The sequence below is a fragment of the Xylanibacter sp. genome, from assembly GCF_057607445.1.
This window is the reverse complement of sequence record NZ_DBLZAX010000017.1, coordinates 43,545-66,771: the sequence shown is the minus strand read 5'-3', so window position 1 is coordinate 66,771 and position 23,227 is coordinate 43,545. Positions and strand designations below refer to the sequence as shown.

Annotated in this window: 14 protein-coding genes; 5 read left to right on the top strand and 9 right to left on the bottom strand. The window is 46.6% G+C overall.

Annotation, left to right across the window (positions count from 1 at the left end; genetic code table 11):
- Nucleotides 1-225 precede the first annotated feature (225 nt).
- Both ACZMIG_RS12365 and ACZMIG_RS12360 read left to right on the top strand, forming a co-directional pair.
- Nucleotides 226-3,264, top strand: a complete 3,039-nt coding sequence (locus tag ACZMIG_RS12365; RefSeq protein ID WP_487889641.1) for a T9SS type A sorting domain-containing protein — start codon at nt 226-228, stop codon at nt 3,262-3,264.
- A 98-nt stretch (nt 3,265-3,362) separates the two neighbouring features.
- Complete coding sequence (locus ACZMIG_RS12360) at nt 3,363-5,138, top strand: secretion protein (RefSeq protein ID WP_302354201.1); 1,776 nt, start codon at nt 3,363-3,365, stop codon at nt 5,136-5,138.
- A gap of 182 nt (nt 5,139-5,320) precedes the next feature.
- Here the strand turns inward: ACZMIG_RS12360 and dnaK are convergent, their stop codons facing one another.
- Together dnaK and ACZMIG_RS12350 are read right to left on the bottom strand one after the other, a co-directional pair.
- Nucleotides 5,321-7,246 (bottom strand): molecular chaperone DnaK, encoded by a 1,926-nt coding sequence (gene dnaK / locus ACZMIG_RS12355; protein WP_021855716.1) that lies wholly within the window; start codon nt 7,244-7,246, stop codon nt 5,321-5,323.
- Between the two features lie 1,203 nt (nt 7,247-8,449).
- Nucleotides 8,450-9,385: a DMT family transporter gene (locus tag ACZMIG_RS12350; protein WP_021855715.1), complete on the bottom strand. Its 936-nt coding sequence runs from the start codon at nt 9,383-9,385 to the stop codon at nt 8,450-8,452.
- A 100-nt stretch (nt 9,386-9,485) separates the two neighbouring features.
- Between ACZMIG_RS12350 and ACZMIG_RS12345 the strand changes: the two genes are divergently transcribed.
- Nucleotides 9,486-10,313 (top strand): AAA family ATPase, encoded by an 828-nt coding sequence (locus tag ACZMIG_RS12345; protein WP_021855714.1) that lies wholly within the window; start codon nt 9,486-9,488, stop codon nt 10,311-10,313.
- Between the two features lie 12 nt (nt 10,314-10,325).
- Entirely contained in the window at nt 10,326-11,408 is a 1,083-nt protein-coding gene (locus ACZMIG_RS12340) for a DUF4435 domain-containing protein (RefSeq protein ID WP_021855713.1), read from the top strand.
- A gap of 211 nt (nt 11,409-11,619) precedes the next feature.
- Here ACZMIG_RS12340 and ACZMIG_RS12335 read toward each other — a convergent pair whose 3' ends face one another.
- The 3 genes from ACZMIG_RS12335 to dxs are packed head-to-tail and all read right to left on the bottom strand — an operon-like array spanning nt 11,620 to nt 16,384.
- A complete protein-coding gene (locus tag ACZMIG_RS12335) occupies nt 11,620-13,077 on the bottom strand; it encodes a TrkH family potassium uptake protein (RefSeq protein WP_487889640.1) in 1,458 nt (485 codons plus the stop codon).
- Between the two features lie 9 nt (nt 13,078-13,086).
- Complete coding sequence (gene trkA, locus ACZMIG_RS12330) at nt 13,087-14,430, bottom strand: Trk system potassium transporter TrkA (RefSeq protein ID WP_487889639.1); 1,344 nt, start codon at nt 14,428-14,430, stop codon at nt 13,087-13,089.
- Nucleotides 14,431-14,446: 16 nt separating this feature from the next.
- A complete protein-coding gene (gene dxs / locus ACZMIG_RS12325; RefSeq protein WP_021855710.1) occupies nt 14,447-16,384 on the bottom strand; it encodes a 1-deoxy-D-xylulose-5-phosphate synthase in 1,938 nt (645 codons plus the stop codon).
- 195 nt (nt 16,385-16,579) lie between these two features.
- Between dxs and ACZMIG_RS12320 the strand changes: the two genes are divergently transcribed.
- Complete coding sequence (locus ACZMIG_RS12320; RefSeq protein ID WP_418874064.1) at nt 16,580-17,995, top strand: C1 family peptidase; 1,416 nt, start codon at nt 16,580-16,582, stop codon at nt 17,993-17,995.
- A gap of 215 nt (nt 17,996-18,210) precedes the next feature.
- Here the strand turns inward: ACZMIG_RS12320 and ACZMIG_RS12315 are convergent, their stop codons facing one another.
- From ACZMIG_RS12315 to ACZMIG_RS12300, 4 genes are read right to left on the bottom strand one after another with little or no spacing between them, the layout of a single operon-like run.
- Nucleotides 18,211-20,784 carry a TonB-dependent receptor gene (locus tag ACZMIG_RS12315; RefSeq protein ID WP_487889638.1) on the bottom strand — a complete coding sequence of 858 codons (2,574 nt, stop codon included), beginning with the start codon at nt 20,782-20,784 and terminating at the stop codon, nt 18,211-18,213.
- Nucleotides 20,778-21,389 carry a GLPGLI family protein gene (locus ACZMIG_RS12310; RefSeq protein WP_487889637.1) on the bottom strand — a complete coding sequence of 204 codons (612 nt, stop codon included), beginning with the start codon at nt 21,387-21,389 and terminating at the stop codon, nt 20,778-20,780. The genes ACZMIG_RS12315 and ACZMIG_RS12310 overlap by 7 nt, the downstream gene beginning before the upstream one ends.
- Entirely contained in the window at nt 21,326-21,679 is a 354-nt protein-coding gene (locus tag ACZMIG_RS12305) for a hypothetical protein (protein WP_487889636.1), read from the bottom strand. Before ACZMIG_RS12305 ends, ACZMIG_RS12310 begins: the two co-directional genes overlap by 64 nt.
- Nucleotides 21,680-21,709: 30 nt before the next feature.
- Nucleotides 21,710-22,600: a GLPGLI family protein gene (locus ACZMIG_RS12300; RefSeq protein ID WP_487889635.1), complete on the bottom strand. Its 891-nt coding sequence runs from the start codon at nt 22,598-22,600 to the stop codon at nt 21,710-21,712.
- Nucleotides 22,601-23,227 lie beyond the last annotated feature (627 nt).

The window sequence follows — 23,227 nt, the reverse complement described above, 5'->3', positions numbered from 1 at the left end:
GCATTGCTCCGAGGAGTTATTGACATACCATTCTTCCTCTTTAGGCTGACTAAAATTTATGCGTAATATTTTCTTTCCCCACTATTTATCGGGTGAGCCAAAAAAAGTTACTATTTGTTTTTGTTACTTTTAGTAGCAGCAACATCGTTTTCCGTTCATGCGCAAACGGGACAAAAATTTCCTGATTTTAAATTAGGAGTTAGCTCTAAACTACAGACTAATGGCATGCAAAAAGTGAATCCTAATGAGGAAAAAGAAAAAGGAATCCTGATGTATGCAACAACATTGGATGATTATTACAATCAAGAGCGTGGATGGTATAAGTTCTGGTCAAAAGAGCCTCAAAATGCTATAAAGCTAAAAACTTGGAATCCTGGTTCACAGTCATTCGTTGATGGTCTGAGATGTGGATGCTGGGGCGGCGATGCTTATTATGCATTTTATATTTTCCAGTATTCATTGGGATATGACTATCCGTATGCCTTTGTAAAAGTTGAACCGGAGACGGGAGAACTGGATATAGTCAAGAATTTCGAGCAGGGAGATGATTTTTATGACAACTGGCATAGCTATACGTTGTATTGCATGACATATAACCCCGTGAAAGACGAGGTGTATGCTCTTGGACAGACAACCAAAGAAAATCAGGCACAGGTGTCAACTCTTTACAAAATAGACAGAGCTACGGGTACGCCGACAAAACTGCATGATTTTGATTTCATATCTTTTGCTATGTCTGTAGATATGGAAGGTACATTATGGGTGCAGAATTCAATATATGAAGGTGAAAGTAACGTAGGTGCAAAGCTTATTGCATATGATACAGACAACTTCGATGTTAAAAAAGAAGTGAAGCTTTCTTATAACGGAAGTTCGTTTGTTACAGCTTATTATGGAACAATGTCATTTGACTACACTACAGGTGACTTATATTGGATCGCCCTTAGAGCAGATGATAACAAGCAGCAATTGTATACTGTAAATCTGGAAACTGGTAATATGGAAGCTCTTGGAGCATTCTGGGGCGATTTCGTAGGATTGTATATTCCTTATACGTTGCCTGAAAATGAGAATGCACCTGCAAAAGTTCAGGATTTGAAAGCTACTCCCGATATGACAGGATCAATGAAAAGCACATTGACATGGACGAATCCTTCATTGCAGTGGAATAAAAAGGAACTTACAGACCTGAAAGAAGTACAGATATATAAGGATGGTTCAGAAACACCGGCGGCTACTCTCCCTGCAGAAGGCAAGGAAGGACAGGAAATGTCATGGATAGATGAAACTCCAAATGCAGGAATAAACACATATTATGTTGTTCCGTGCAATGAATTTGGAAAAGGTATCAAGGACAGCATTAGCGTTTTCGTAGGCGAGGATGTTCCCGGAGCTGTCGGAAATATTGTGGTGAAGAACAATGGAGAAAGTGTTACTGTTACATGGGATGCTCCAGAATATGGTATGAACGGCGGATATGTAAATCCTGATGGACTTAAATATACAATCATACGTTATCCTGACGAAATTGAAATTGCTAAAGACCAGACTGAAACTACGTTTACAGATACAAATCTAGGTAATCAGCAGTGCTACTATTATACAATACAGACTTCAAACGTAACAGGTGTCGGTGAGACAACAGAGACAGAGAAGTTCATAGCCGGAGCAGCATACACAACTCCTGTGAAATTCAATTTCACAGACCAGATTCTCTCAGAGGCATGGACAAATCTTGGCGATTGGGAATGGAGCGGTGGCTCTATGGCTGGAGACGAAGGAATGATGACAACAACACATCAGAGAGAAAACTGTTGGTTGATTTCACCGGATGTCAAGCTGGAAGCAGGAAAGACGTATAAAATAACAACAAAGATAAAGACTTATTATGGTCCTAATGGCTGTAAGGAAGACTTTAGAATTGCTATCGGTCAAGGAAGGACTGCTGGCGATATGACAAACGTGCTTCGCGAAGAGAAGGATTACTCTGCAGATGAATATTACTACGTTAAGACATTTGAAGACATTGTTGAGATTAAGGAGACAGGTGTTTACAATTATGGAATAGACGTGTCTTTGGTAACAGGCGACGATATCTTCAGCTTGCAGGAAGTAACGATAGAGGAGATTCATCCTGTTGATATGAGCGCTGTAAGCTTGGATGGAATTATTGATGCAGTATGCAATGGAAATAATACATGTAAGGTAAAACTGTACAACAACTCTTATAAGACGGCAGACAAATACGAAGTTAAGATTGCACGTGTAGACAATGGCAACTATGTTGTCTTAGGTTCAACTACAGATGTTCCTGCTGTTGAAATGTTCAAGACTGCAGAGGTTACTGTAACTTATGTTCCTGATGTTGAAGACCAGGTCGAACTTGTTGGCTTGGTTGAAATTGAGGGTGACGGCGACGAAAGTAATAATGTTACTGAACCGTATACTGTAAATGTATTGCCGGAAGGCATGCCGCCGTACAATGTACTCGTTACAGATGAAAATACAATAGGTGATGACACTAGAATTCCTATGTCGTTCATCGTAGGTGAAAGTATGACACAGACGTTATATTTTGCAGACGAGATCAATGTTGAGACTGACGGAAGTATAAGCCGTATAGCATATGAATATACTGGTAACGAAATCACTTCTGTTCTTGGTCCGGTAGATGTAAAAATCTATATGTGCAATACGGACAAGACTATCTTCAAAACTGAAAGCGAGGCTATTCCACTTGAAGATATGACACAGGTTTACGAAGGATCTGTAACAATCAATCCTGGAACAAACTTTATGTCTTTCATCCTTTCTGAAGAATTTGAATACAAGAAAGATAAAAACTTGTGTATAGCAGTTGTCAAGAACGGTTTGGTTGGAAATGACTATCCTGCATTGTTTAAGATGTTCAACAATGATGATTTTGAAAATACAAGATCAATCCTTAGTGACGGTTCACCGATGGCATATTGGAAGGTTCCTGTTATACATATGGCTGTAAGGGGTATTGCAGGCAGTATTGAAAATGTAAATATTGGTGCTAACTCTGTATGGTATGATTCAAAGACTTCTACTTTGAACTTTAATGAAAATAACCTTAAGAAGGTTTATGTATATGATATCAGCGGTAAGATGATAAAGATGTTTAATCTGAACGGCTCGCAGAATTCTTTGGCAGTCAATCTTCCTGTTGGATTGTATATAATACACACTGTTGCTGCTGACGGTTCTATGAACAACGTCAAAGTTAATGTATGCAGATAATCTTTTTGTCCGGATTACGACCATCCTGTAGCGGAAGGTCGTAATCCGATTTTTATAAAAAGACAATAATAACATTATACCCTATTATTTTATTCAAAATGAAATATCTAAAATTATTATTATTATCTTTGCTCTTTATGCTTGGCCGGGCTGATGTAGCGGCCCAAATTTATTGGGGATACAGTGATAATATCATTTTAAATGGTATCGGTATAGGGCAGAATACAACTGTTTCGGGAGCCATATACATACCTTCTGAAGTAGCAGAACTTTACAAGGGAAAGAAGGCTACGGCTGTACGTGTTGGACTGTATAATTCGGTAAGTGAATTGAAGGTGTTCATTACTGAAGATCTTGACGGTACACCTGAAACAGAGAAAACGTTCGGTTCGCAAAAAACAGGTGTGGCTTCTTTTAGTTTCGATGATGCATACGTAATAAGCGGCAAGGGATTTTATGTGGGATATTCTTGCGTAGGTATAAACCCTATAGGACGTTCAAGCATTTATAATGTAAACGGATGTTGGGTGAAAGACGGAGACAACGCATGGATAGACTATGCCGGTAATGAAGAGTATAAATACAATGCTCTGAATATTGCTGTCCGCATTGAAGGCGAAGACTTGCCCGAAGACGCACGCTTAATAGTAAACAATGAAACATTGGTAAAACCGGGTGAGGGATTTAAACTTACGGCAAAACTTGAAAATCTTTCGACTAAGGCAATAAAGGGCTATAAGGTTGAATACAATATTGACAACGGCGAAACTCAGACAATTGAGAAAACCACGTATCTTACAGGCGGTTCTTCTACAAGCTTCAGCATTGATGTGCCTGCTATTAACGAATTTGGAATGCACACAGTCAATATGAAACTTGTTTCTGTTAATGGCATAGAAGATGCCAATCCTGTTAATAATGATGTTGTTGCATATATCAAAGTTACAGAGAATTCTTTTGTAAGAAGGATGGTTGTTGAAGAAGGTACTGGCACTTGGTGCGGATGGTGTCCTAAAGGAATTGTGGCTTTCGAGTATATGGATGAGAAATATCCTGATACATTCATCGGTATAGCCGCTCACGATAGAGATGTCTTCAGCGAGGACACTTATGCACCTATACAGAATTATTTCGACTCATATCCAAACTGCATCATTAACAGAGACCCGCAAAAGGTTTGCAGTCCGTTGTCGGGTAATCTTGAAAGTGAATACAAGAATCTTGTAAGGGACCAGGCCGTTGCCAGCATGGTGACAAGTGCAAACTTAGAAGACAATGTCGTACATGCAAAGGTTACGGCAACGTTTGCTAATCCAGGCAAGGATCTTGACTATCGCATAGCTTTTGTCATACTTGAGGACAGTATCACCGGAGTTACGCAGGCAAATGCTTATGCCGGAGGTGCGAATGGTGAGATGGGAGGCTTTGAAAATCTTCCTAATCCGGCACCGATTAAATTCAATCATGTGGCAAGAGGTATATTCGATTATAATGGAATAGAAAACAGTATGCCTTCAGAAGTTGAGGTTGGAGAATTTTATGATTTCACTAAGGATATTGAGCTGCCGAGAGTACAGAGCACAAAATATCTGTCAATCGTAGCTTTGCTGATAAATGGTAAGACCGGTATTATAGACAATGCCGCAAAGGCACACATTGAAACCGGAGCAACTGATATCAGAAATAATGAAATAACTAATGTTTCAATTTACGTAACTCCGGAGGGAACAATATGTTGCTCTGAGGAAGGTAAACTGGAAGTTTTCAATCTCCAAGGCATTCAGGTTCCTGGTCATAACCTGACTCATGGTGTTTATATCGTTAAGCATACTTCTGAATCAGGACAGACAACAATGCGAAAAATCAGATTTTAGAATTATTGCCATAAGATAAAACCTATTTTACTAAACACAAGCAGGGCTGAAATCCATTTGATGGTTTCAGCCCTTTTTATTGTCTTTTATGTGTAATTAAACATTGTGGTAGAAGAAAACAAGAAGTCCGTGCAACTCAATAAGTTACACGGACTTCTTATATCATATTAGGTTATGAAACCTTATTTCACTTCCTCAAAGTCAGCGTCCTGTACGTTGTCGTCAGCCTTGCCGTCGTTCTGAGCCTGCTGGCCTCCGGCGTTGGCGCCGTTGAAGCCCTGGCCTGCGTTAGGCTGTGCGCCGCCTGCGTTCTGATACATCTGAGCGCTGGCTGCCTGCATAACGGTGTTGAGGCCGTTGATGGCGTTGTCTATGGCTGTGATGTCGCCGCTCTTGTGAGCATCGCGGAGCTGGTTGAGTGCGTTCTCGATGTTGCCCTTCTGGTCAGCCGGAATCTTGTCACCGTTGTCCTTCAGGAAGTTTTCGGTGGTGAAGATCATTGAGTCTGCCTGGTTCATCTTGTCGATGCGCTCACGCTCTTTCTTGTCATTTTCAGCGTTCTGCTCTGCCTCTGCCTTCATGCGGTCGATTTCTTCTTTGCTCAGACCTGATGAAGCCTCGATGCGGATGGCCTGCTCCTTGCCTGTAGCCTTATCCTTTGCAGAAACCTTCAGGATACCGTTGGCGTCGATATCGAATGTAACCTCAATCTGAGGAACACCGCGACGTGCGGGAGCGATGCCTGTCAGGTTGAACTGACCGATGCTCTTGTTCTGTGCTGCCATCGGGCGCTCACCCTGCAGAACGTGGATTGTAACCTCGGTCTGGTTGTCGGCTGCTGTTGAGAACACTTCGCTCTTCTTGCAAGGTATTGTGGTGTTGGCGTCGATAAGTTTTGTCATTACGCCACCCATTGTCTCGATACCCAGTGTAAGAGGTGTTACGTCGAGGAGCACGATGTCGCCTACGCCGCCTTCCTTGTTAAGGATAGCACCCTGGATTGATGCACCCACTGCCACAACCTCGTCAGGGTTAACACCCTTTGAAGGCTCTTTGCCGAAGTAGTTCTTAACCAGCTCCTGTACGGCAGGTATACGGCTTGAACCACCTACGAGGATAACCTCGTCAATGTCGGCTGTGTTAAGCTTGGCGTCTCTTATGGCGTTCTGGCAAGGAACGAGACAAGCCTGGATCAGAGAGTGAGCCAGCTGCTCGAACTGAGCACGTGTAAGATTCTTTACCAAGTGCTTTGGCACACCGCCTTCGGCTGTGATGTAAGGCAGGTTGATCTCTGTAGATGTAGAGCTTGACAGCTCGATCTTAGCCTTCTCGGCAGCTTCCTTCAGACGCTGCATTGCCATCGGGTCTTTAGAGAGGTCGATGCCTTCAGCAGCCTTGAAGTCATTAACGAGCCAGTCGATAATAACCTGGTCGAAGTCGTCACCGCCAAGGTGAGTGTCACCGTTAGTAGAAAGCACCTCGAACACGCCGCCGCCGAACTCAAGGATAGAGATATCGAATGTACCACCACCAAGGTCGAACACAGCAATCTTCATGTCTTTGTTTGCCTTGTCAACACCATAAGCCAAAGCTGCGGCTGTAGGCTCGTTGACGATACGGCGAACGTTGAGTCCTGCAATCTGTCCGGCCTCTTTTGTAGCCTGACGCTGTGAGTCAGAGAAGTATGCCGGAACGGTGATTACGGCGTCTGTAACTTCCTGTCCGAGATAGTCTTCTGCTGTCTTCTTCATCTTCTGAAGAACCATTGCAGAAATTTCCTGCGGAGTATATTTGCGGCCTTCGATGTCAACGCGGGGATATCCGCCTTCGTTGACTACTGTGAACGGCACACGTGTTGTCTCTTTTTCACACTGAGCGTAAGTTTCGCCCATGAAGCGCTTGATTGAGTAAACGGTGTTCTTCGGGTTTGTTATTGCCTGACGTTTAGCCGGGTCACCGATTTTGCGCTCACCGTCTTTTACGAAGCCCACTACAGAAGGAGTGGTGCGCTTACCTTCACTATTTGCTATTACAACAGGTTCGTTGCCTTCGAAAACTGCAACGCATGAGTTTGTTGTACCTAAGTCAATTCCTATAATCTTTCCCATAATTATATATTTTTTTTGTTTTTATCGATGTTAATTAATTCGCTTACTTTTATACAAATCGTGTGCCAAAGGCGAAAATGTGGCATAAAGTGTGCCACGTGGTGACATTTTGTCGTAATAATATGTCATGTGCTAAGGCCTTTTTTATGCCTTTTTTGCCGGCTATGTGTGATTCTGTGTGATTGTAACATGCTGAATAATAGAGAGTTCGGCGAGATGTGCGCCCTTTGGATAAGGCGCGCATGATGCCTTTTGTGGTTATGACAGAATATCATTTCTGTAAATATGCGCGCGCATTATATATAATGTACTCAAGGCGTTGCCGCATTATAGGCTGAAATCAGCCGTAAGCCGCATCCGGCATCATGCTTTATGCTTATTTCTGTTAGCTGTCTTGTTTATGCTTTCAGCCTGCCTTTACGTGCCGTTATGGTCTTGGCTTGAATGGCAATGGCTGCAAACAAGCCGGCGGCGGCCTGCCCGGCATGGAGCAGATAAGGGGCTGAATGGTGATGTTTGGTTGGGGATAAAAACAGAAAACTCTGTCTGTTTAACGCTCTCAGAATGGCCATGCCCTGCGCGGAAACGTGTTTTGACGCGAAAATACGTAAAAAATGAGGATTCTTATAACCTGCTGCTAATCAGTGAGTTAGTGGTTTCTGTGGCGCTAATCGTATCTCCCTTATGCCTAAAAGGTATGCTTTTACGTTGCAAAAGCATACCTTTTGCAAGTCGAAAGGGCACGTTTTGCAGTGTAAAACCACTGAATTTCAGTCGGAAAAACGGCGGTTTGGAGCTTTATAAACTATGCAGATGTAATGAAATGTTAAATGCGTGCAGCCGTAACGCCTGCGTCGTTAACTTCTGTTTGCGTTTCGTTTTCCGGATTAAAGAAAACTCATGTCCTGATTTTTTACTTTCTCATCGCCCGTGAATCAGCGCCGGCCGGAGGATATGTTTATGTGTCTTGTTTGGCGGTTGGTCTGTGTCGTGCCTACAGCCGGTCAGGTTCCGTCTGCGGCGTGCTGCCGGTCTGTACGGTCAGGTTTCCCGTCATCCCTTCTGTATCCGTTTAGATTTTTATGTCTTGCAATATGTCATGATACAAAAAATCCGGCAAAAGCCGCGCCTGTGGTTCTGTTGTCATGAAACCGCAGCCCGCCTCTTGCCGGACTTTGTTATGTAGATTTTTCTGCGTCAGGCCTATGCCTGCTTTTGCGTAGCGTCTTGTTCCTTCACCATGTCGGCACGCGACTTCGACTTGGTTACGAGCCATACGCCGAGACAAACCAGTATGACGGCCAGTCCCTGGCTCGGCTTGAACACGCCGATGCCCGTGAGTATGCTCACCGTAACCGATACGAGCGGCTGCACATAGTTGTATATGCTCACCACGGTGGGGCGCAGCGTGTGCTGTCCTATCATCATCAGGATGTAGCTTATGTATGTGCCGAAGAACACCACGAAGCCCGTTTCGAGCCATGTGCTTGTAGGCACGGCCGCAAAGTTGATGCCTGCCACGTGGTTGAACGTGAACGGCAGGATAAGTATCGTGGCATAGGTGAACATCCATTTGTTCACGGTTATCACCGAGTAGCGCTTTATCAGCTTGCTGAAGAGCGACAGGTAGAGCGCAAAAGACAGCTGCGCGCCGAGGCAGAGCAGGTCGCCGCGGATGTCGCCCACCTTAGAGCTTGCCGCAGCCGCACTCGTAACTATCAGTATCACGGCGCCCGTGCATCCGAACACCACGCCCAGGGCCTTCTTGCCCGTTATGGGTTCTTTAAGTATTATTGCTGCCAGAATCATCGCGAAGATAGGCATCGACGTCGTGACGATGCTCGCGTTGATGGGCGATGTTATGCTCAGGCCTATCGTGTAGCAGCACTGGTTGGTCACAAGGCCGAATATGGCAGCTCCTATAAGCATGAGCAGGTCTTTGCGCGGAACGTGTTCCTTTGGCGTGAACAGCGATGTCAGCCAGAACAGGATGGCTCCTCCTGTTACCCTGAATGTCACCATGTCTATGCCCGTTATGCCGTGCGTCATGGCATCTTTGCCGAGCGGAGCCATCAGACCCCAGAACGCACATGCGAAGAACAGGCAGAGGTGAGCAATTAGCGGACGATTGTTTTGCATGTTGTTTTTTATTTTTTTGATATATTTACGGGTGCAAAGGTACACATTTTCGGATAAAATAATTATATTTGCTGTCTAAAGAGCTTATTAATTTGATATTATGCAGAAATACGCTGACTATATAGAACAGGTGGAGATAGAGTCGCTATGGAGCGGGCGCCGCCATGTGGAGTGGAACCTCGACCGCAAGGTGAACGTCCTTAGCGGCATAAACGGAGTGGGCAAGAGCACCATCCTTAACAAGCTGGTGAAGAGCGTCGGCATAACGGGCGACATATACAACCATCTGCTCAAGGGTGTTCACATCAAGGTAAATCCGGCTGACGCCACGCATATCCGGTTCGACGTGATACGTTCCTTCGACCGTCCGCTGCTCAATGCCGACATGCTGAGCGAGGTGGGAGCCAACCTTGTGACAGAGCTCGACTGGCAGCTGTTCAAGCTTCAGCGCAAGTTTCTCGACTATCAGGTGAACATCGGCAACCGCATCATTGCGGCCCTTCAGAGCGGAGAGCCCGACGCGGCGGTGAAGGCGCAGCAGCTGTCGGAGCCCAAGAAGAAGTTTCAGGACCTGATAGACGACCTCTTTTCTGATACCGGAAAGAAGATTATACGCACCGAAAACGAGATAAGGTTCACGCAGATAGGCGAGACGCTGCATCCGTATCAGCTCTCGAGCGGCGAGAAGCAGATGCTGGTTATATTGCTCACGGTGCTCATAGAGGACAATCTTCCTTACGTGCTGTTCATGGATGAGCCTGAAGTCAGTCTGCACATCGAGTGGCAGAAGAGGCTCATCGACCTCATTCTCGACCTTAATCCTAACGTGCAGATTATCCTGACGACACACTCGCCGGCCGTGATAATGAACGGATGGATGGACAATGTTACAGAGGTGAGCGACATCACCGACCAGAACTTACGTTAAGGTTTAGGGCATATGAACAGGCGGCTGAAGGACAACATAAACTCAAAATACTTTGAGGCGGCAAACAGACTGAAGTCGAAGACTGCCCGCCGGCGCATCGTGGCCTACGTTGAGAGCTACGACGACGTGCTCTTCTGGCGCATGCTGCTCGGCAGCTATGAGGACGACACAAAATATTTTGAAGTGATGCTGCCGTCGCACAACACGCTCGAGCGGGGCAAGCGCTCCGTGCTCATGAACCTGCTATACGGCAAGGTGGGGCAGGACATGATAGCCTGCGTGGATGCCGACTACGACTATCTGATACAGGGCGCTACGGTTACGTCGCGCAACATTCTAAGCAATCCGTTCGTCTTTCACACCTACGCCTATTCGATAGAGAACCTTCAGTGCTATGCCCCGTCGCTGCACAATGTCTGTGTGATGGTTACGCTCAACGACCACGCCATATTCAACTTCAGCGAGTTCCTCAAGCAGTACAGCGAGGCCATCTTCCCTTTGTTCGTATGGTCTATATGGTACTACCGCAGAGATATCTACACGCAGTTCACCATAACTGAGTTTAACCGTGTGATAGAGATAGGCAGCTTCAGTCTTGGCGCACCGGAGCAGGCCATAGCCAACGTGCGCAACAAGGTTACAAAGAAAATCAACTGGCTGCATCATCATAACCCCAACGCCAAGGAGTCGTATCTGGCGCTGAAGAAAGAGCTGATAAGCCTTGGCGTAACGCCCGACACCACCTATCTATATATACAGGGACATCATCTGTTCGACAAGGTGGTGGTGCCCGTAATGACCAAGGTGTGCGAGCGGCTTGTGCGTGAGCGTGAGAATGAGATAAGACGTCAGGCAGTACATTCAACGCAGATGCGCAACGAGCTTTCGTGCTATTCTCACAGCGTTCAGGACATAGAGCAGATGCTTAAGAAGAACATGGGCTATTACACTTCAGGTCCGTTCATGCGTATGAAGCGCGACATCGAGGCGTATCTTCAGGCCGGCAATGCTGCGGCAGACGGTGATGCGCCGGCTGTTACGCCATCTGAAAATAAGAATTCAGAGAGCAACAGGCACGAGAAAGGGCGGCAATGACAGCCGCCTTCAGTGTGTTTACAATGTGTAAGTTTTGGTAATAATATAGCCGCTGTAATGGCGCAGAAAATGAATAATGCATCTGTTGCGGATGAAATTAATAATTTCGCAGCAGATGCATTATTCATTATTTCTTATATAAAGGTAAAAGTCCGTTTTCAGTAAGTAAAGTCTTATATAAAAAACAGACTCTTGTTGCTTCCCGCAAGCATCAGTTTTCCTTCCAGAAAGCAGGTGTGAACAGCACCAGCACGCTGAAAAACTCGAGACGTCCCATAAGCATCAGTATCGAGCAAATCCATTTTCCGGCGTCAGGAATGCCGCTCCACGACATCGTAGGACCTATCTCAAGACCGAGCGTAGGGCCGACGTTGCTGGCACAGCTCAGCGCTATCGTTACAGAGTTGGTGCTGTCTATGCCCATGCATGTAAGTGAGAAATATGCAAACAGGCACACGGCGAGATAGAGAGACAGAAACACAAGCAGCGTGGCCTGCGCCTGATAGGGCACCGTGTTGTTGCTTATCTTTACGGGCAGCACAGCCTTGGGATGAATGATGTGCCTGAACTCGTTCTTTATAATCTTCAGCAGAATGACGCTTCTGATGCACTTAAAGCCGCCGCTCGTGCTGCCGGCACATGCTCCGACAAACATGCAGATACTGAGAATCACCCATGTTATGTGCGGCCATTTGCCCGCGTCGGCGTTGAATATACCTGTTGTTGTTATAAACGCTACTACCTGAAACAGTGCGTAGCGTAACGCGTCGGCCAGATTATAGTTAAGGTCTTTTATCAGGAAGAACATAATTCCGGCAGTGGCCAGTGCCACAACACAGAAGTAGAATTTAAGTTCGGCATCCTTCACAACCGACTTTATCTTTCCCTTAAAGAGACTTAGATACAGCAGGGTGAAGTTAGTTCCCGACAGAAACATGAATATTATAGAGATATAGTCAATCACGGCCGAATGGAAGTGGCCTGTACTTGAGTTGTGAGGTGCGAAGCCTCCTGTGGCCGTTATCGACATTGAGTAGTTAAGACAGTCGAAAAGACTCATGCCGGCAACATAGAAGCTGGCTGCGCATCCTACGGTGAGAAGCAGGTAGACGGCCCATATAGCCTTGGCGTTGGTGCTCAGTCGTGGGTGCATCTTCGTCTTTATCGGGCCCGTAGCCTCTGCCGAGAACACCTTCATGCTTCCGCCTACGAGCGACGGCAATATGGCAATGGTGAAGAACACGATACCAAGGCCGCCGATCCAGTGGGTCATGGAGCGCCAGAACACGAGGCCGTGGGGCAGGCTCTCCACATCGTCGATAATCGTGGCTCCTGTGGTTGTGAAGCCAGACATCGTCTCAAAGAAGGCATCTGTGAAGCTCGGTATATATCCGCTTATCACGAACGGCAGGGCACCAAGAATACTGAATATGACCCATGTCAGCGTTACAAGCAGATAAGCGTCGCGGCGTCCCATGCTGTTTTCGGCATGATAGCCCTTATATTTCAGTCCTATGGCCGTGGTGACGGTTATGGCTATTGATATGACAAACGCCATAATGTCGTCTTCTTTATAGTAGAGCGACACGCACAGGCTGTAGAGCATCATTATCGCTTCAATAAAGAGCAGCGAGCCTATAACCTTATATATGATTTTGAAGTTTATCATTTTATGCTTTTAGTTGAAGAACTTTTCTATTTTGCTCATGTTGACGTTGTGGCAGAACACAACCACTATGTCGCCTGCCTCAATCTCCGTGTTACCGGACACAAGATGTCCTTCGCCGTTTCTTACCAGTCCTCCAATTGTCGTTCCCTTGGGAAGTCCCAGCTCGTATACCTTCTTTTTGGTTATCTTCGAACCCAGCTGTGCCGTAAACTCGGCCACGTCGGCGTTTGCGGTCATGAGGAAACGGGTGTTCTTCACGTCGGCGTCGAGCATCATCTGGTAGATGTGGCTTGCGGCTATGGCCTTCTTGTTGACGATAGTACCGATGTCAAGGCTTTCAGCCATGCTCACATAGTCGAGGTTTTCAACCATTGCTATGGTCTTTCTCACGCCCATGCGCTTCGCCGTTAGGCATGCCAGGATGTTTGTCTCGGCATTAGCCGTCAGGGCAACGAAGGCCTGTGTGTTCTTTATTCCTTCCTCAATGAGCAGCGGCAGGTCTCGTCCGTCGCCGTTTATCACCATTGTCCTGTCGGTGTCTACAATCTCATTGATATATTCGCAGCGCTTCTCGTCGGCCTCAATAATCTTTGCGTTCATGTATTCGGGCATGGTCAGCGCGGCTCTTATGGCCGTGTTGCCGCCTCCCATTATCATCACGTTCCTTACGTCCACGTAGTGTTCCTTGCCGACAATTTTTCTGATATACGGAATATAGTTGCGTGTGGTCATGAAGTATGCCATGTCGTATATCTTCAGTTCGTCGTCGCCTCGTGGTATAATGGTGTCTTCGCCGCGTTTTATCGCCACGATGTGATATGGCGATTCGGGCTTGCAGAGGTCTTTTAGCGGCTCGTTCAGAATCTCACATGTCTCCCTCAGCTTTATGCCGAGCATTATCAGTGCGCCGTTGTGCACGTCCCAGCGCTGCCTCACCCAGCTCATCTTCAGACCGTTGGTTATGTCGCGTGCGGCGAGGTTCTCAGGATAGATGAGCGAGTCGATGCCGAGATTGTTGAAAAATTCTTTCAGCTTTTCGTCAATAAACTCATAGTTGTTCACCTTTGCCACCGTTCTTTTTGCTCCGAGAGCCTTTGCAAGTATACAGCTGTTCATGTTCATGTTCTCGTCTGGCGTGACTCCGATGAACAGGTTGGCGTGTTGCACGCCGGCGTTTTTAAGAGTTTGTATGCTCGAAGGCGAGGAGTGGATGGTCATCAGGTCGTAGTCATTGCTGATGTTGTTTAGCCTTTCCTCGTCTTCGTCGATCAGCACAATGTCCTGATCGTTGCGTGATAACAGCTTTGCCAGGTGAGTACCTATGGCATAAGCTCCAGCTATGATGATTTTCATTTTACATCTTTATTGTTTAGGATATGCTGCCTATGGCATTCTTTATTGTCGCGGCTATCGTTTCGGTGTCGATGCCCGTTATGTGCTGCAGTTCGTTTACGGTGCCCTGTTCGATAAACTTGTCGGGCAGTCCGAGTCTTGTGACGCGTGTTGTATAGTTGTTGTCGCTGAGCCATTCGAGCACGGCTGAGCCGAATCCGCCCTTGCGCACTCCGTCTTCAACGGTTATGATATGCTTGAACTTTGATGCTGCCTCGGCCAGAAGTTTCTCGTCGAGCGGCTTTATGAAGCGCATGTCGTAGTGGGCAATCTGTGCTCCGCCGCATTCTTTCTCTACGGCTTCTATGGCCTTGGTAACGTTGTTGCCTATCGGGCCCACTGACAGCACGGCCACGCTGTTGCCGTCTTTCAGCTTGCGTCCTGTTCCCACTTCAATTTCTTCAAACTCATTGTGCCATTCTACTATCACGCCGTGTCCTCTCGGATATCTTATCACGAAAGGTCCTTTGCCGTCGAGCTGAGCCGTGTACATAAGGTTGCGCAGTTCGTGCTCGTTCATAGGCGAGGCTATGGTCAGGTTAGGCACGGGTCTCAGGGCAGCAATGTCGAAGGCGCCGTGGTGTGTGGCTCCGTCTTCGCCTACCAGTCCGGCGCGGTCGAGACATATAACGACGGGAAGTTTCAGTATTGCCACGTCGTGAATGATGTTGTCGTAGGCGCGCTGTGCGAACGAACTGTATATGTTGCAGAACGGCAGCATGCCTTCCTTTGCCATTCCTGCCGAGAACGTTACGGCGTGGCCTTCGGCAATGCCCACGTCGAAGGCTCTGTCGGGCATCGCCTTCATCAGAATGTTCATGGAGCATCCTGTAGGCATTGCCGGCGTTACGCCTATTATGCGCGGATTGTTCTTTGCCAGTTCGAGCAGCGTCTCGCCGAACACTGTCTGATATTTAGGCGGCACTCCAGTCTCGTCGTCTGTTATGCGCTCGCCTGTGTTGATGTTGAATTTTCCGGGGGCATGCCATATCGTTGCAGCCTTTTCGGCCGGTGCATATCCGTGCCCCTTTATTGTGTGCAGGTGCAGCAGCTTGGGGCCTTTCATGTCCTTTAGCTGTCGCAGCACCCTTACCAGTTCTGTTATGTTGTGTCCGTCGAACGGGCCGAAGTATCTTATGTTGAGGCCTTCAAAGATGTTCTGCTGATGGCTTATGGCCGACTTCAGCGCGTTGTTCAGCCTCAGTATGCCCTGCCGGCGGTCTTCGTCGAGATATCCCTTTGCGTTGAGCCATTTCGACAGCTTGAATCTAACATTGTTGTAGGTCTCGTTGGTGTTCAGCTTCAGCAGAGCCTGCTTCAGTCCGCCTACGCTGCGGTCTATGCTCATGTTGTTGTCGTTGAGGATGATGAGCATGTCGTTAGGCGTGGTCGACACGTTGTTGAGTCCCTCAAAGGCCAGTCCGCCGCTCATGGCGCCGTCGCCTATAATAGCCACCACATGTCTCTTGCCGTTGCCGGTCTTCTTTGCAGCCAGTGCCATTCCCAGCGCGGCAGAAATAGAGTTAGAGGCATGTCCGCACACAAAACTGTCGTATTCGCTTTCTAACGGCGACGGAAAGGGCATTATTCCGTTCAGCTTGCGGTTGGTGCAGAAGCGGTCTTTCCTGCCTGTCAGAATCTTGTGTCCGTAGGCCTGGTGTCCCACGTCCCAAACCAGTCTGTCTTCCGGTGTGTTGAACACGTAGTGCAGGGCTACGGTAAGTTCTATTGCTCCCATGCTCGAGGCCATGTGCCCCGGGTTTACCGAAAGTTCTTTCAGAATGTCGTCGCGCAGCTCTTTGCACAGTTGCGGCAGCTGTTCTTCTTTCAACTTTCTTAAGTCGGCGGGATAATTTATTTTGTTAAGAAGCTTAAAATCGTTAGATTCCACGGTCGTCTTATTATTGAATATCATTGCAAAGATAATGTAAACAGATTGAAGAACAAAATAAATTCGTTTATTTTTATTAAGGTGTAAAGTGCCCTGGCGGATGAAATGGGGGCGTTAATGACTGTAATTAAGTGGGGATAAATGTAAAATGAAAGGCCGTATAGTGTGTTTTTCAATAAAAAGATGTAAATTTGCGACAAACAAAAAAATAAAGAAAAAATGAATATTAACAAGGGTATTTTCATGTCGGGCATGGTGGTTGCGCTGTTATCGCTGCCATGTCATGCACAGACAAAGGACGGAGGCATATCGGCTGATATGCTCAAGGAAATTCAGCAGTCGCAGAAGCTGACAACTGCCGACAAGGCTTTGTTTAACGCCGTGGCGTCTAACAGTATCGACAACCTGGCTCAGAACTACGCCAACCAGGGTGCTCTCGACACCTACTTCAGTGTTGAGACCAAGTCGCAGAACATTACCGACCAGAAGCAGAGCGGTCGTTGCTGGATGTTCAGCGGCTTCAACGTGATACGCTCAAACTTCGCCAACCGCACCGACTCGCTGCGTGTCGACCTGTCTCATGCTTATCTCTTCTTCTGGGATCAGCTCGAGAAGTCAAATCTCTTCCTGCAGGGCGTTATCGACTGTGCGTCGAAGCCTATGGACGATGTGCGTGTTCAGTTCTTCTTCAAGAGTCCGCTCAACGACGGCGGTACATTCTGCGGTGTGTCAGACCTTGTTGACAAATACGGACTTGTGCCTGCCGAGGTAATGCCCGAGACATTCTCTGCCGAGAACACATCTAAGGCTACGTCACTGATTAAGTCAAAGCTGCGCGAGTTCGGCCTGAAGCTGCGCGACATGGCTAACAGCGGAAAGAGCGCAAAGGAGATTAATGCCGAGAAGACAAAGATGCTGGGCGAGATCTACCGCATGCTGGCTCTTACCATAGGCGAGCCTGTAAAGGAGTTTACTTATGCCTTCAAGAACAAGGACGGACGCACCGTTACCGAGGCAAAGAAATTCACTCCGAAGTCGTTTGCTGCCGAGATGCTTGGCGGCAAGGCCATAGGCGGCTCTTTCATCATGGTTATGAACGACCCGCGCCGCGAGTATTACAAGACTTACGAGGTGGAATACGACCGCCATACATACGACGGAACTAACTGGAAATATCTTAACCTGCCGATGGAAGAAATAGCCAAACTTGCCATCGCTTCTCTGAAAGACGGCAAGAAGATGTACAGCTCTTACGACGTGGGTAAGTTCCTCGACCGCAAGCGTGGCTATTGTGACCCGCGCAACTATGACTATGGTTCGCTCTTCGGCACAACATTCGGCATGAACAAGGCTCAGCGCATTATGACTTACGACAGCGGCTCTACTCACGCCATGACTCTTACGGCCGTTGACCTCGACGCCAAGGGCAACCCCACAAAGTGGAAGGTTGAGAACAGCTGGGGCGGCGACTGGGGCCAGAAGGGCTGCCTGATAATGACCAACGAGTGGTTCAACGAGTATATGTTCCGCCTCGTTGTCGACAAGAAGTATGTTCCTGCCAAGACTCTTAAGCAGTATGAGCAGAAGCCTGTTATGGTTATGCCCGAAGATCCGCTCTTTTTGCCGGATGAATAGTTGTTTTAGGAGTTAAAGTAGTTAGAAGTAGTTAAAGGAGTTAAAGCCATATGCTTTGTTGATAATGGAGTGATTAGGGCTTTTGCTATTGACAATTGATATCTACGAAGATTAATTCTTTAATTTGTCTTTTACTCATACTTAAAAATAAAATCCGTTGGACGTCCTTTTGTCCGGCGGATTTTTTTATGCTTATGAATGAAAAAATATTCGTTTTAGAACTTCAGGTTTATGCCTGCCATCACAGTGCGGCCTCTCAACGGAACACGCAGAAATGTGTAGTTTGAACCTTGATATGACGAAATCTCGTAGCTTTCGCGGTTAAGCAGGTTGATGGCTGTGAGCGTTACGCTGAGCGTTTTGTTGAAGTCATACTTTGCTCCGGTGTTCAGAAACAGGTTGGTTGAATATTGGTTGTGGGTTATCTCGTATGTGGTTCCGGCAGCATCTGCGTACAGGCGCAGAGCTTTTATCGGCATGAAGTCGAGGCTCAGTGAGCAGTATGCGTTTTTCAGAACGTTGTCTGTTGACGAGAAAGTGTCGGGGCGTTTCCATGTTATGTTGCCTGCAACGGTCAGGTTTGCCGTCAGCCAATTAAGTTTGTCCCATGACGCACCCACTTGCGCGTTGGCGGCATTATATCTTATATAGCCTTCAACGCCATTCTGTGAGGCAAGCGCCTTGTTGTAAGAGTAAGAGACAGAGCCTTTCAGCGTGAACCTTGCGTTGCGCCATATCTTCTTAACGTTGCCGACACCGCTGAATGATGTGTGCGTGTTGTCGGCCCATACAGGATTTATCAGCGTCAGGTCGCCTGCGTAAAGATAACTGAAATAACGGTCTTGATTAATCTGCTGCCAAATGGCATACACATTCCATGACAGCATTGTTGCCGTGTTGAGCCACGACAACCGTATGCTGGCAGTCTTAGTGCGGCTGAACGACATCGAGTCAGCGCCCAGTGTATAGGTGCGGTAGTTGTTCATCATTGTCCCGTAGAAAGGCACGCTCCGTGTGTCGGCATTGCGTATGATGCCCACTGACGCGTCGAAAGATGCCATTGTGCTGAGCTTATAGTCGATGTCGAGCATTGGCGAGAACATCACCTTGTGCGTCTTTATGCCGCGCATCGGGTACGAATAAGAAATATATTCAACCGGCAGGGTGAGCGTCAGCGAGCCGTCGGGCAGGTTATATTCGTATTTCGGCTCAAGGGTGTGAAGCCAGTAGCTGCCCGTCATATCGTCCTTAACACCGCTCACGGTTGTCTCGTTGCGCTTGTATTCCATGATGTAGCCTATGCCGAGACTGCCGCCGAAAAGGCTGAAGTTGGTGCCTATGCGGTTGCGCGTAAACAGGTTGCGCAGTCTTGCCGTATAGTCTGTCAGCATTTCTTCATCGCCTGATGTAACGCCGAGCCGTTCGCGCGAGCCGTAAAGGCGCACTATCGACGACATGTCGAAGAGCATAGCGTCGGTGTTTATCGTTGCTTCGAGTATGTTCTGCACGTCATATTGTTTGCGCTTTACCTGTTCCTGCAATATGCCTATGTTGCTGCTGCCGTTGTTTAGGGCGTCGCCGAGTCCTAACGTTGCCGACGCTTCATCCGTGAGATACACGCTCTTTGTGTTCTGTTCATACCGCAAGATGCCCTTCACAAGGTCGTTCCTGTTGTGTATGTTGTTGTTTTCAAACACGTTTACTGTATCATCCTTGGCTGTGTAGCTGTTGAAAATACTGTCCTGCTGCAGTCCGCTGTCATGATAATACATCACATTCATGCGCAGCGTCTTTTCCTGTGTGAAGGCGTGCAGATAGTTAAGTCCCGTGTAATACGACTTGTTTTTAAGATAATACAGCTGCGAGATTGGCGGCGTCTGTGCCGTTGGTGAGTACATGAAAGGCGCGGGCAGCGGCTCTGTGGTGTACATTCCCGTATAGCTGTTCATGCCTTGGGTAAGACTCTCCAGACTTATTCCGCAGTTGTTCATCATTCCTGTGAACAGCAGCTGGTTTTTCTTGTTTATGTTTATTGCCGTCAGTCGGTTGTCCCATGTCACGGGACTTCCGCCTATGTTGCCGTCGGCCTCGCCGAAGGGGCGTGCCTTGTAGCCTCGTTTCAGTTTCAGGTTGAGCGTTGCGCGGTCGTTGCTCACCTTGCCTTCAAGGGCCTTTATCGGCTGGTTGCGCTCCATTATCTGCACTTGCGCCACGGCCTCGGCAGGCATGTTTTGCGTGGCCTGGTTATATTGTGCGCCCATGAGGTCGAGCCCTTCTATGTTCACTTTGTTTATCGGCTTGCCCTGATAGCTTATTTCTCCGTTGTTGCTCACCTCTATGCCCGGCATCCGCTTCAGCACGTCTTCTATGCTTCGGTCCTGTTTCTGTCGGAAGGCGTCAACGTTATACAGCAGCGTGTCCTTGCGCCGTGTTATAGGGTCGGCTGTCACGGTTACGTTTTTCAGCTCTACGGCCTTGCGCTCAAGTCGCGCGTCATACACGTTGCAGCCTTCTTTGAGCGGTATGCGCCGCGTCTCGTAGCCGAGAAACGCAAACTCAATCTGCCGTCCGCCGTTCACGGCTTTCAGCCTGTATGTTCCGTCTCTTCTTGTCAGTGCGTATGCAAGGAGCGAGTCCTTGCCGTCCAGCAGTTTGCACGTAACGTTGCCTACGGCTTTTCCTGCAGTATCGGTAACTTTTCCCGAATAGGCCGTCATGTCATTCTGAGCCGCCGCACTAACGCAGTCAAGCATCAGCGAAAACAATATTAAGATAAAGTTTTTTACCATTTCTGTTCAAGCATATTACTCGGACGGCGTGGATAATTAGCCTCTTGCGACACCCATTTGCCGTTCACTTTAGTCTTTACTTTAAAAACTTCTATTGAGAGATTGTCATAGTTCTCTATATCGTTGCAGCACGAAGTTAGAGCCTCTTCGCGGCTTACAGTCTTCAGCTTGCCCCAAAACTCTTTTTCATAAAGATACATGTCGCGGTAAGAATGTGCCTTCTCCATGCCGGCATAGGTGAATATCCAGTTGCCTTTTGTGTCACGGATATCTATTATCAGTCCGGGCAGTCCGTTGAATATATACGGTCCGTAGGGCAGGCTTATGTTATCGGCATACCATGCCACATAATCTCTTCCGGCATAGCTGCATGTGGCTTTCTTGCAGGGAATGTCACTTATTATTGTGTCTCCCGCTGCAAGATTCCAGGCGATCTGTGGCGTGAAGGAGTATTCAAAGTTATATAAATTGTCATAAAACTGCACTTTGGTCTGATAATCAGCAAGGTCAGTAATGCTAACTGTGTAATAGTTGATTCTGCCTATTGCTTCATTCCATGTTTTGATGGCTTGCCTGTCACGTGCGTTTTTCTTGCTTTTTCCCATGAAATATCCATCGAGTCGAGTGCAAGCTGATAATAGTCGCCATACTTTGTATATTTATCTGATATTTGCAACAGTGTCTTTGCCTCGGTATATTTATCCGTCTTGGTGCTGTCTTTCAAGTATTTCAAGTCGTAATACACCGCGATTTTGGCCGTGTCGTACACTTCTTTTCTTATTTTTCTGAACGCATTCAGACCTCCGTCATAGCTTGTTATGCGTGGCATCTGTGCTTTTACAGACATAGGCAATGTGCATAAAATAGCGATTAATGAAGGAAATATCCGTTTCATATATTCTTAGTTATACTTAATCATAAGTATTTACCATTCCAGTTCAAGCATATTGCTCGGGCGTGGGGCCATCATTTTATCAAAGTTTGGACCTTTTTTTACAACTGTCATAACTCCGCTTTCTATCGCAATGCTCACAAAATTTTCCACTTCGTTACGGTAGGCAGATAAGGCCTTTTCTCTTGTTGTCTTTTTATATTTCTTGTCTTTATAAAGATACATCATATCTGTTGGCGCGGCTTTTGATATGCCATTGTTTGTGAATATCCAATTCAGTTTGTCGTCATACAGTTTCATAACGAGTCCTGGCAGACCGCTGAAAACGAAAGGACCATAAGGCAGCGGCATGCTTTCGGCGTACCATGCTATGAAGTTGCGTCCGGCGTATCGGCATGTCGCTTTTTTGCATTGAAGGTCGTTTATTATGGTGTCTCCAGACAGCAAAGTCCATTGGATTTGTGGTGTGGGGTAGGTGTATTGGTATTTGTTCAATGGTGATCTCAGTTGCACGGTAGTCTGCGAACTTTTCAGGTCGGCAAGCATGATGTAATCGAATGTCGTTTTCGTTACAAGCATATTGAAATCATCATTTGCCTTCTTGTCGTGTGCGTTCTTTTTGCTTTTAGCAAGATAATTGTTTACGGAGTCTGCCTTTATTTTGTAGTAGTCGCCAAACCATGTGTAGTCGTCAGATATCATCAACAACGTTTGTCCGTCTCTGTATCTGTTCTTTTTAGTAGAGTCGGACAAGAAACTTACTTTATAAAACACATTGACATCTGTTGTGTCATAAACAGTATGATTGATTTTTTTATACGCGTACATGCCTCCGTCTGGGCTTGTCATAAATGCTCTCCCAGTTTGTGCACGGCCTATATGGCATAACAATAGGCATAATACTAAAATGCTTATGTGTTTCATTACTATTTTATGTTTATTTTCTTAGATATTTGTGGCGGTTTGGTTTGCTTTATCACAAAAGTCAATGCCGTTGGCTTTGTGTTTAGTTCTGTCGTCTGCGAAGTGTTTTTGTATGGCAAATATCTTAGTCTGCATAAATGATATGCTCCACACATCTTTTTGCCTTCATGTTGATGACGGCTTAGAATAACTCGTTGAAGCAGAATCCGCCCGGCGTTGCAAACAAGTGATGCAAGGCTCGTGCATGGATCTCCAAGATGCGTCGGGCTGCAAGACTATTGTAAATGCCAAACGCAAAAATATGAAATTTTAATGTATAAAAATAAATAAATCCGACTTTTGAATTATATTTAACTAACTTTCAACATGTTAAATGCATCTGACTATTCCATGTCGGTATATGTCTTTTATGTGTCTTTCATAATATTCTTTTTATTTTTCCAATGTAATTTCTGAATAAGTTGAAAATCAGTTATGCAATGTGTTTTCTTATATGCTACCTCACGTATGTGGGAAGTCAGAGTGGCGATAGGCCTTTTGTTTTCCGGCATACGGTAGAGCTGCATGAATGGGCGTTGCTCTTTCTTGGGGTGGATTGCTGTTGTGCAATACATGTGGTTTCAGCGC

Bases quoted from the DNA above. Each gene is read 5' to 3' on its own strand.
- ACZMIG_RS12365 (WP_487889641.1), top strand. From the start codon at position 226: ATGCAAAAAGTGAATCCTAATGAGGAAAAAGAAAAAGGAATCCTGATG.
- ACZMIG_RS12360 (WP_302354201.1), top strand. From the start codon at position 3,363: ATGAAATATCTAAAATTATTATTATTATCTTTGCTCTTTATGCTTGGC.
- dnaK (WP_021855716.1), bottom strand. From the start codon at position 7,246: ATGGGAAAGATTATAGGAATTGACTTAGGTACAACAAACTCATGCGTT.
- ACZMIG_RS12350 (WP_021855715.1), bottom strand. From the start codon at position 9,385: ATGCAAAACAATCGTCCGCTAATTGCTCACCTCTGCCTGTTCTTCGCA.
- ACZMIG_RS12345 (WP_021855714.1), top strand. From the start codon at position 9,486: ATGCAGAAATACGCTGACTATATAGAACAGGTGGAGATAGAGTCGCTA.
- ACZMIG_RS12340 (WP_021855713.1), top strand. From the start codon at position 10,326: ATGAACAGGCGGCTGAAGGACAACATAAACTCAAAATACTTTGAGGCG.
- ACZMIG_RS12335 (WP_487889640.1), bottom strand. From the start codon at position 13,077: ATGATAAACTTCAAAATCATATATAAGGTTATAGGCTCGCTGCTCTTT.
- trkA (WP_487889639.1), bottom strand. From the start codon at position 14,430: ATGAAAATCATCATAGCTGGAGCTTATGCCATAGGTACTCACCTGGCA.
- dxs (WP_021855710.1), bottom strand. From the start codon at position 16,384: ATGATATTCAATAATAAGACGACCGTGGAATCTAACGATTTTAAGCTT.
- ACZMIG_RS12320 (WP_418874064.1), top strand. From the start codon at position 16,580: ATGAATATTAACAAGGGTATTTTCATGTCGGGCATGGTGGTTGCGCTG.
- ACZMIG_RS12315 (WP_487889638.1), bottom strand. From the start codon at position 20,784: ATGGTAAAAAACTTTATCTTAATATTGTTTTCGCTGATGCTTGACTGC.
- ACZMIG_RS12310 (WP_487889637.1), bottom strand. From the start codon at position 21,389: ATGGGAAAAAGCAAGAAAAACGCACGTGACAGGCAAGCCATCAAAACA.
- ACZMIG_RS12305 (WP_487889636.1), bottom strand. From the start codon at position 21,679: ATGAAACGGATATTTCCTTCATTAATCGCTATTTTATGCACATTGCCT.
- ACZMIG_RS12300 (WP_487889635.1), bottom strand. From the start codon at position 22,600: ATGAAACACATAAGCATTTTAGTATTATGCCTATTGTTATGCCATATA.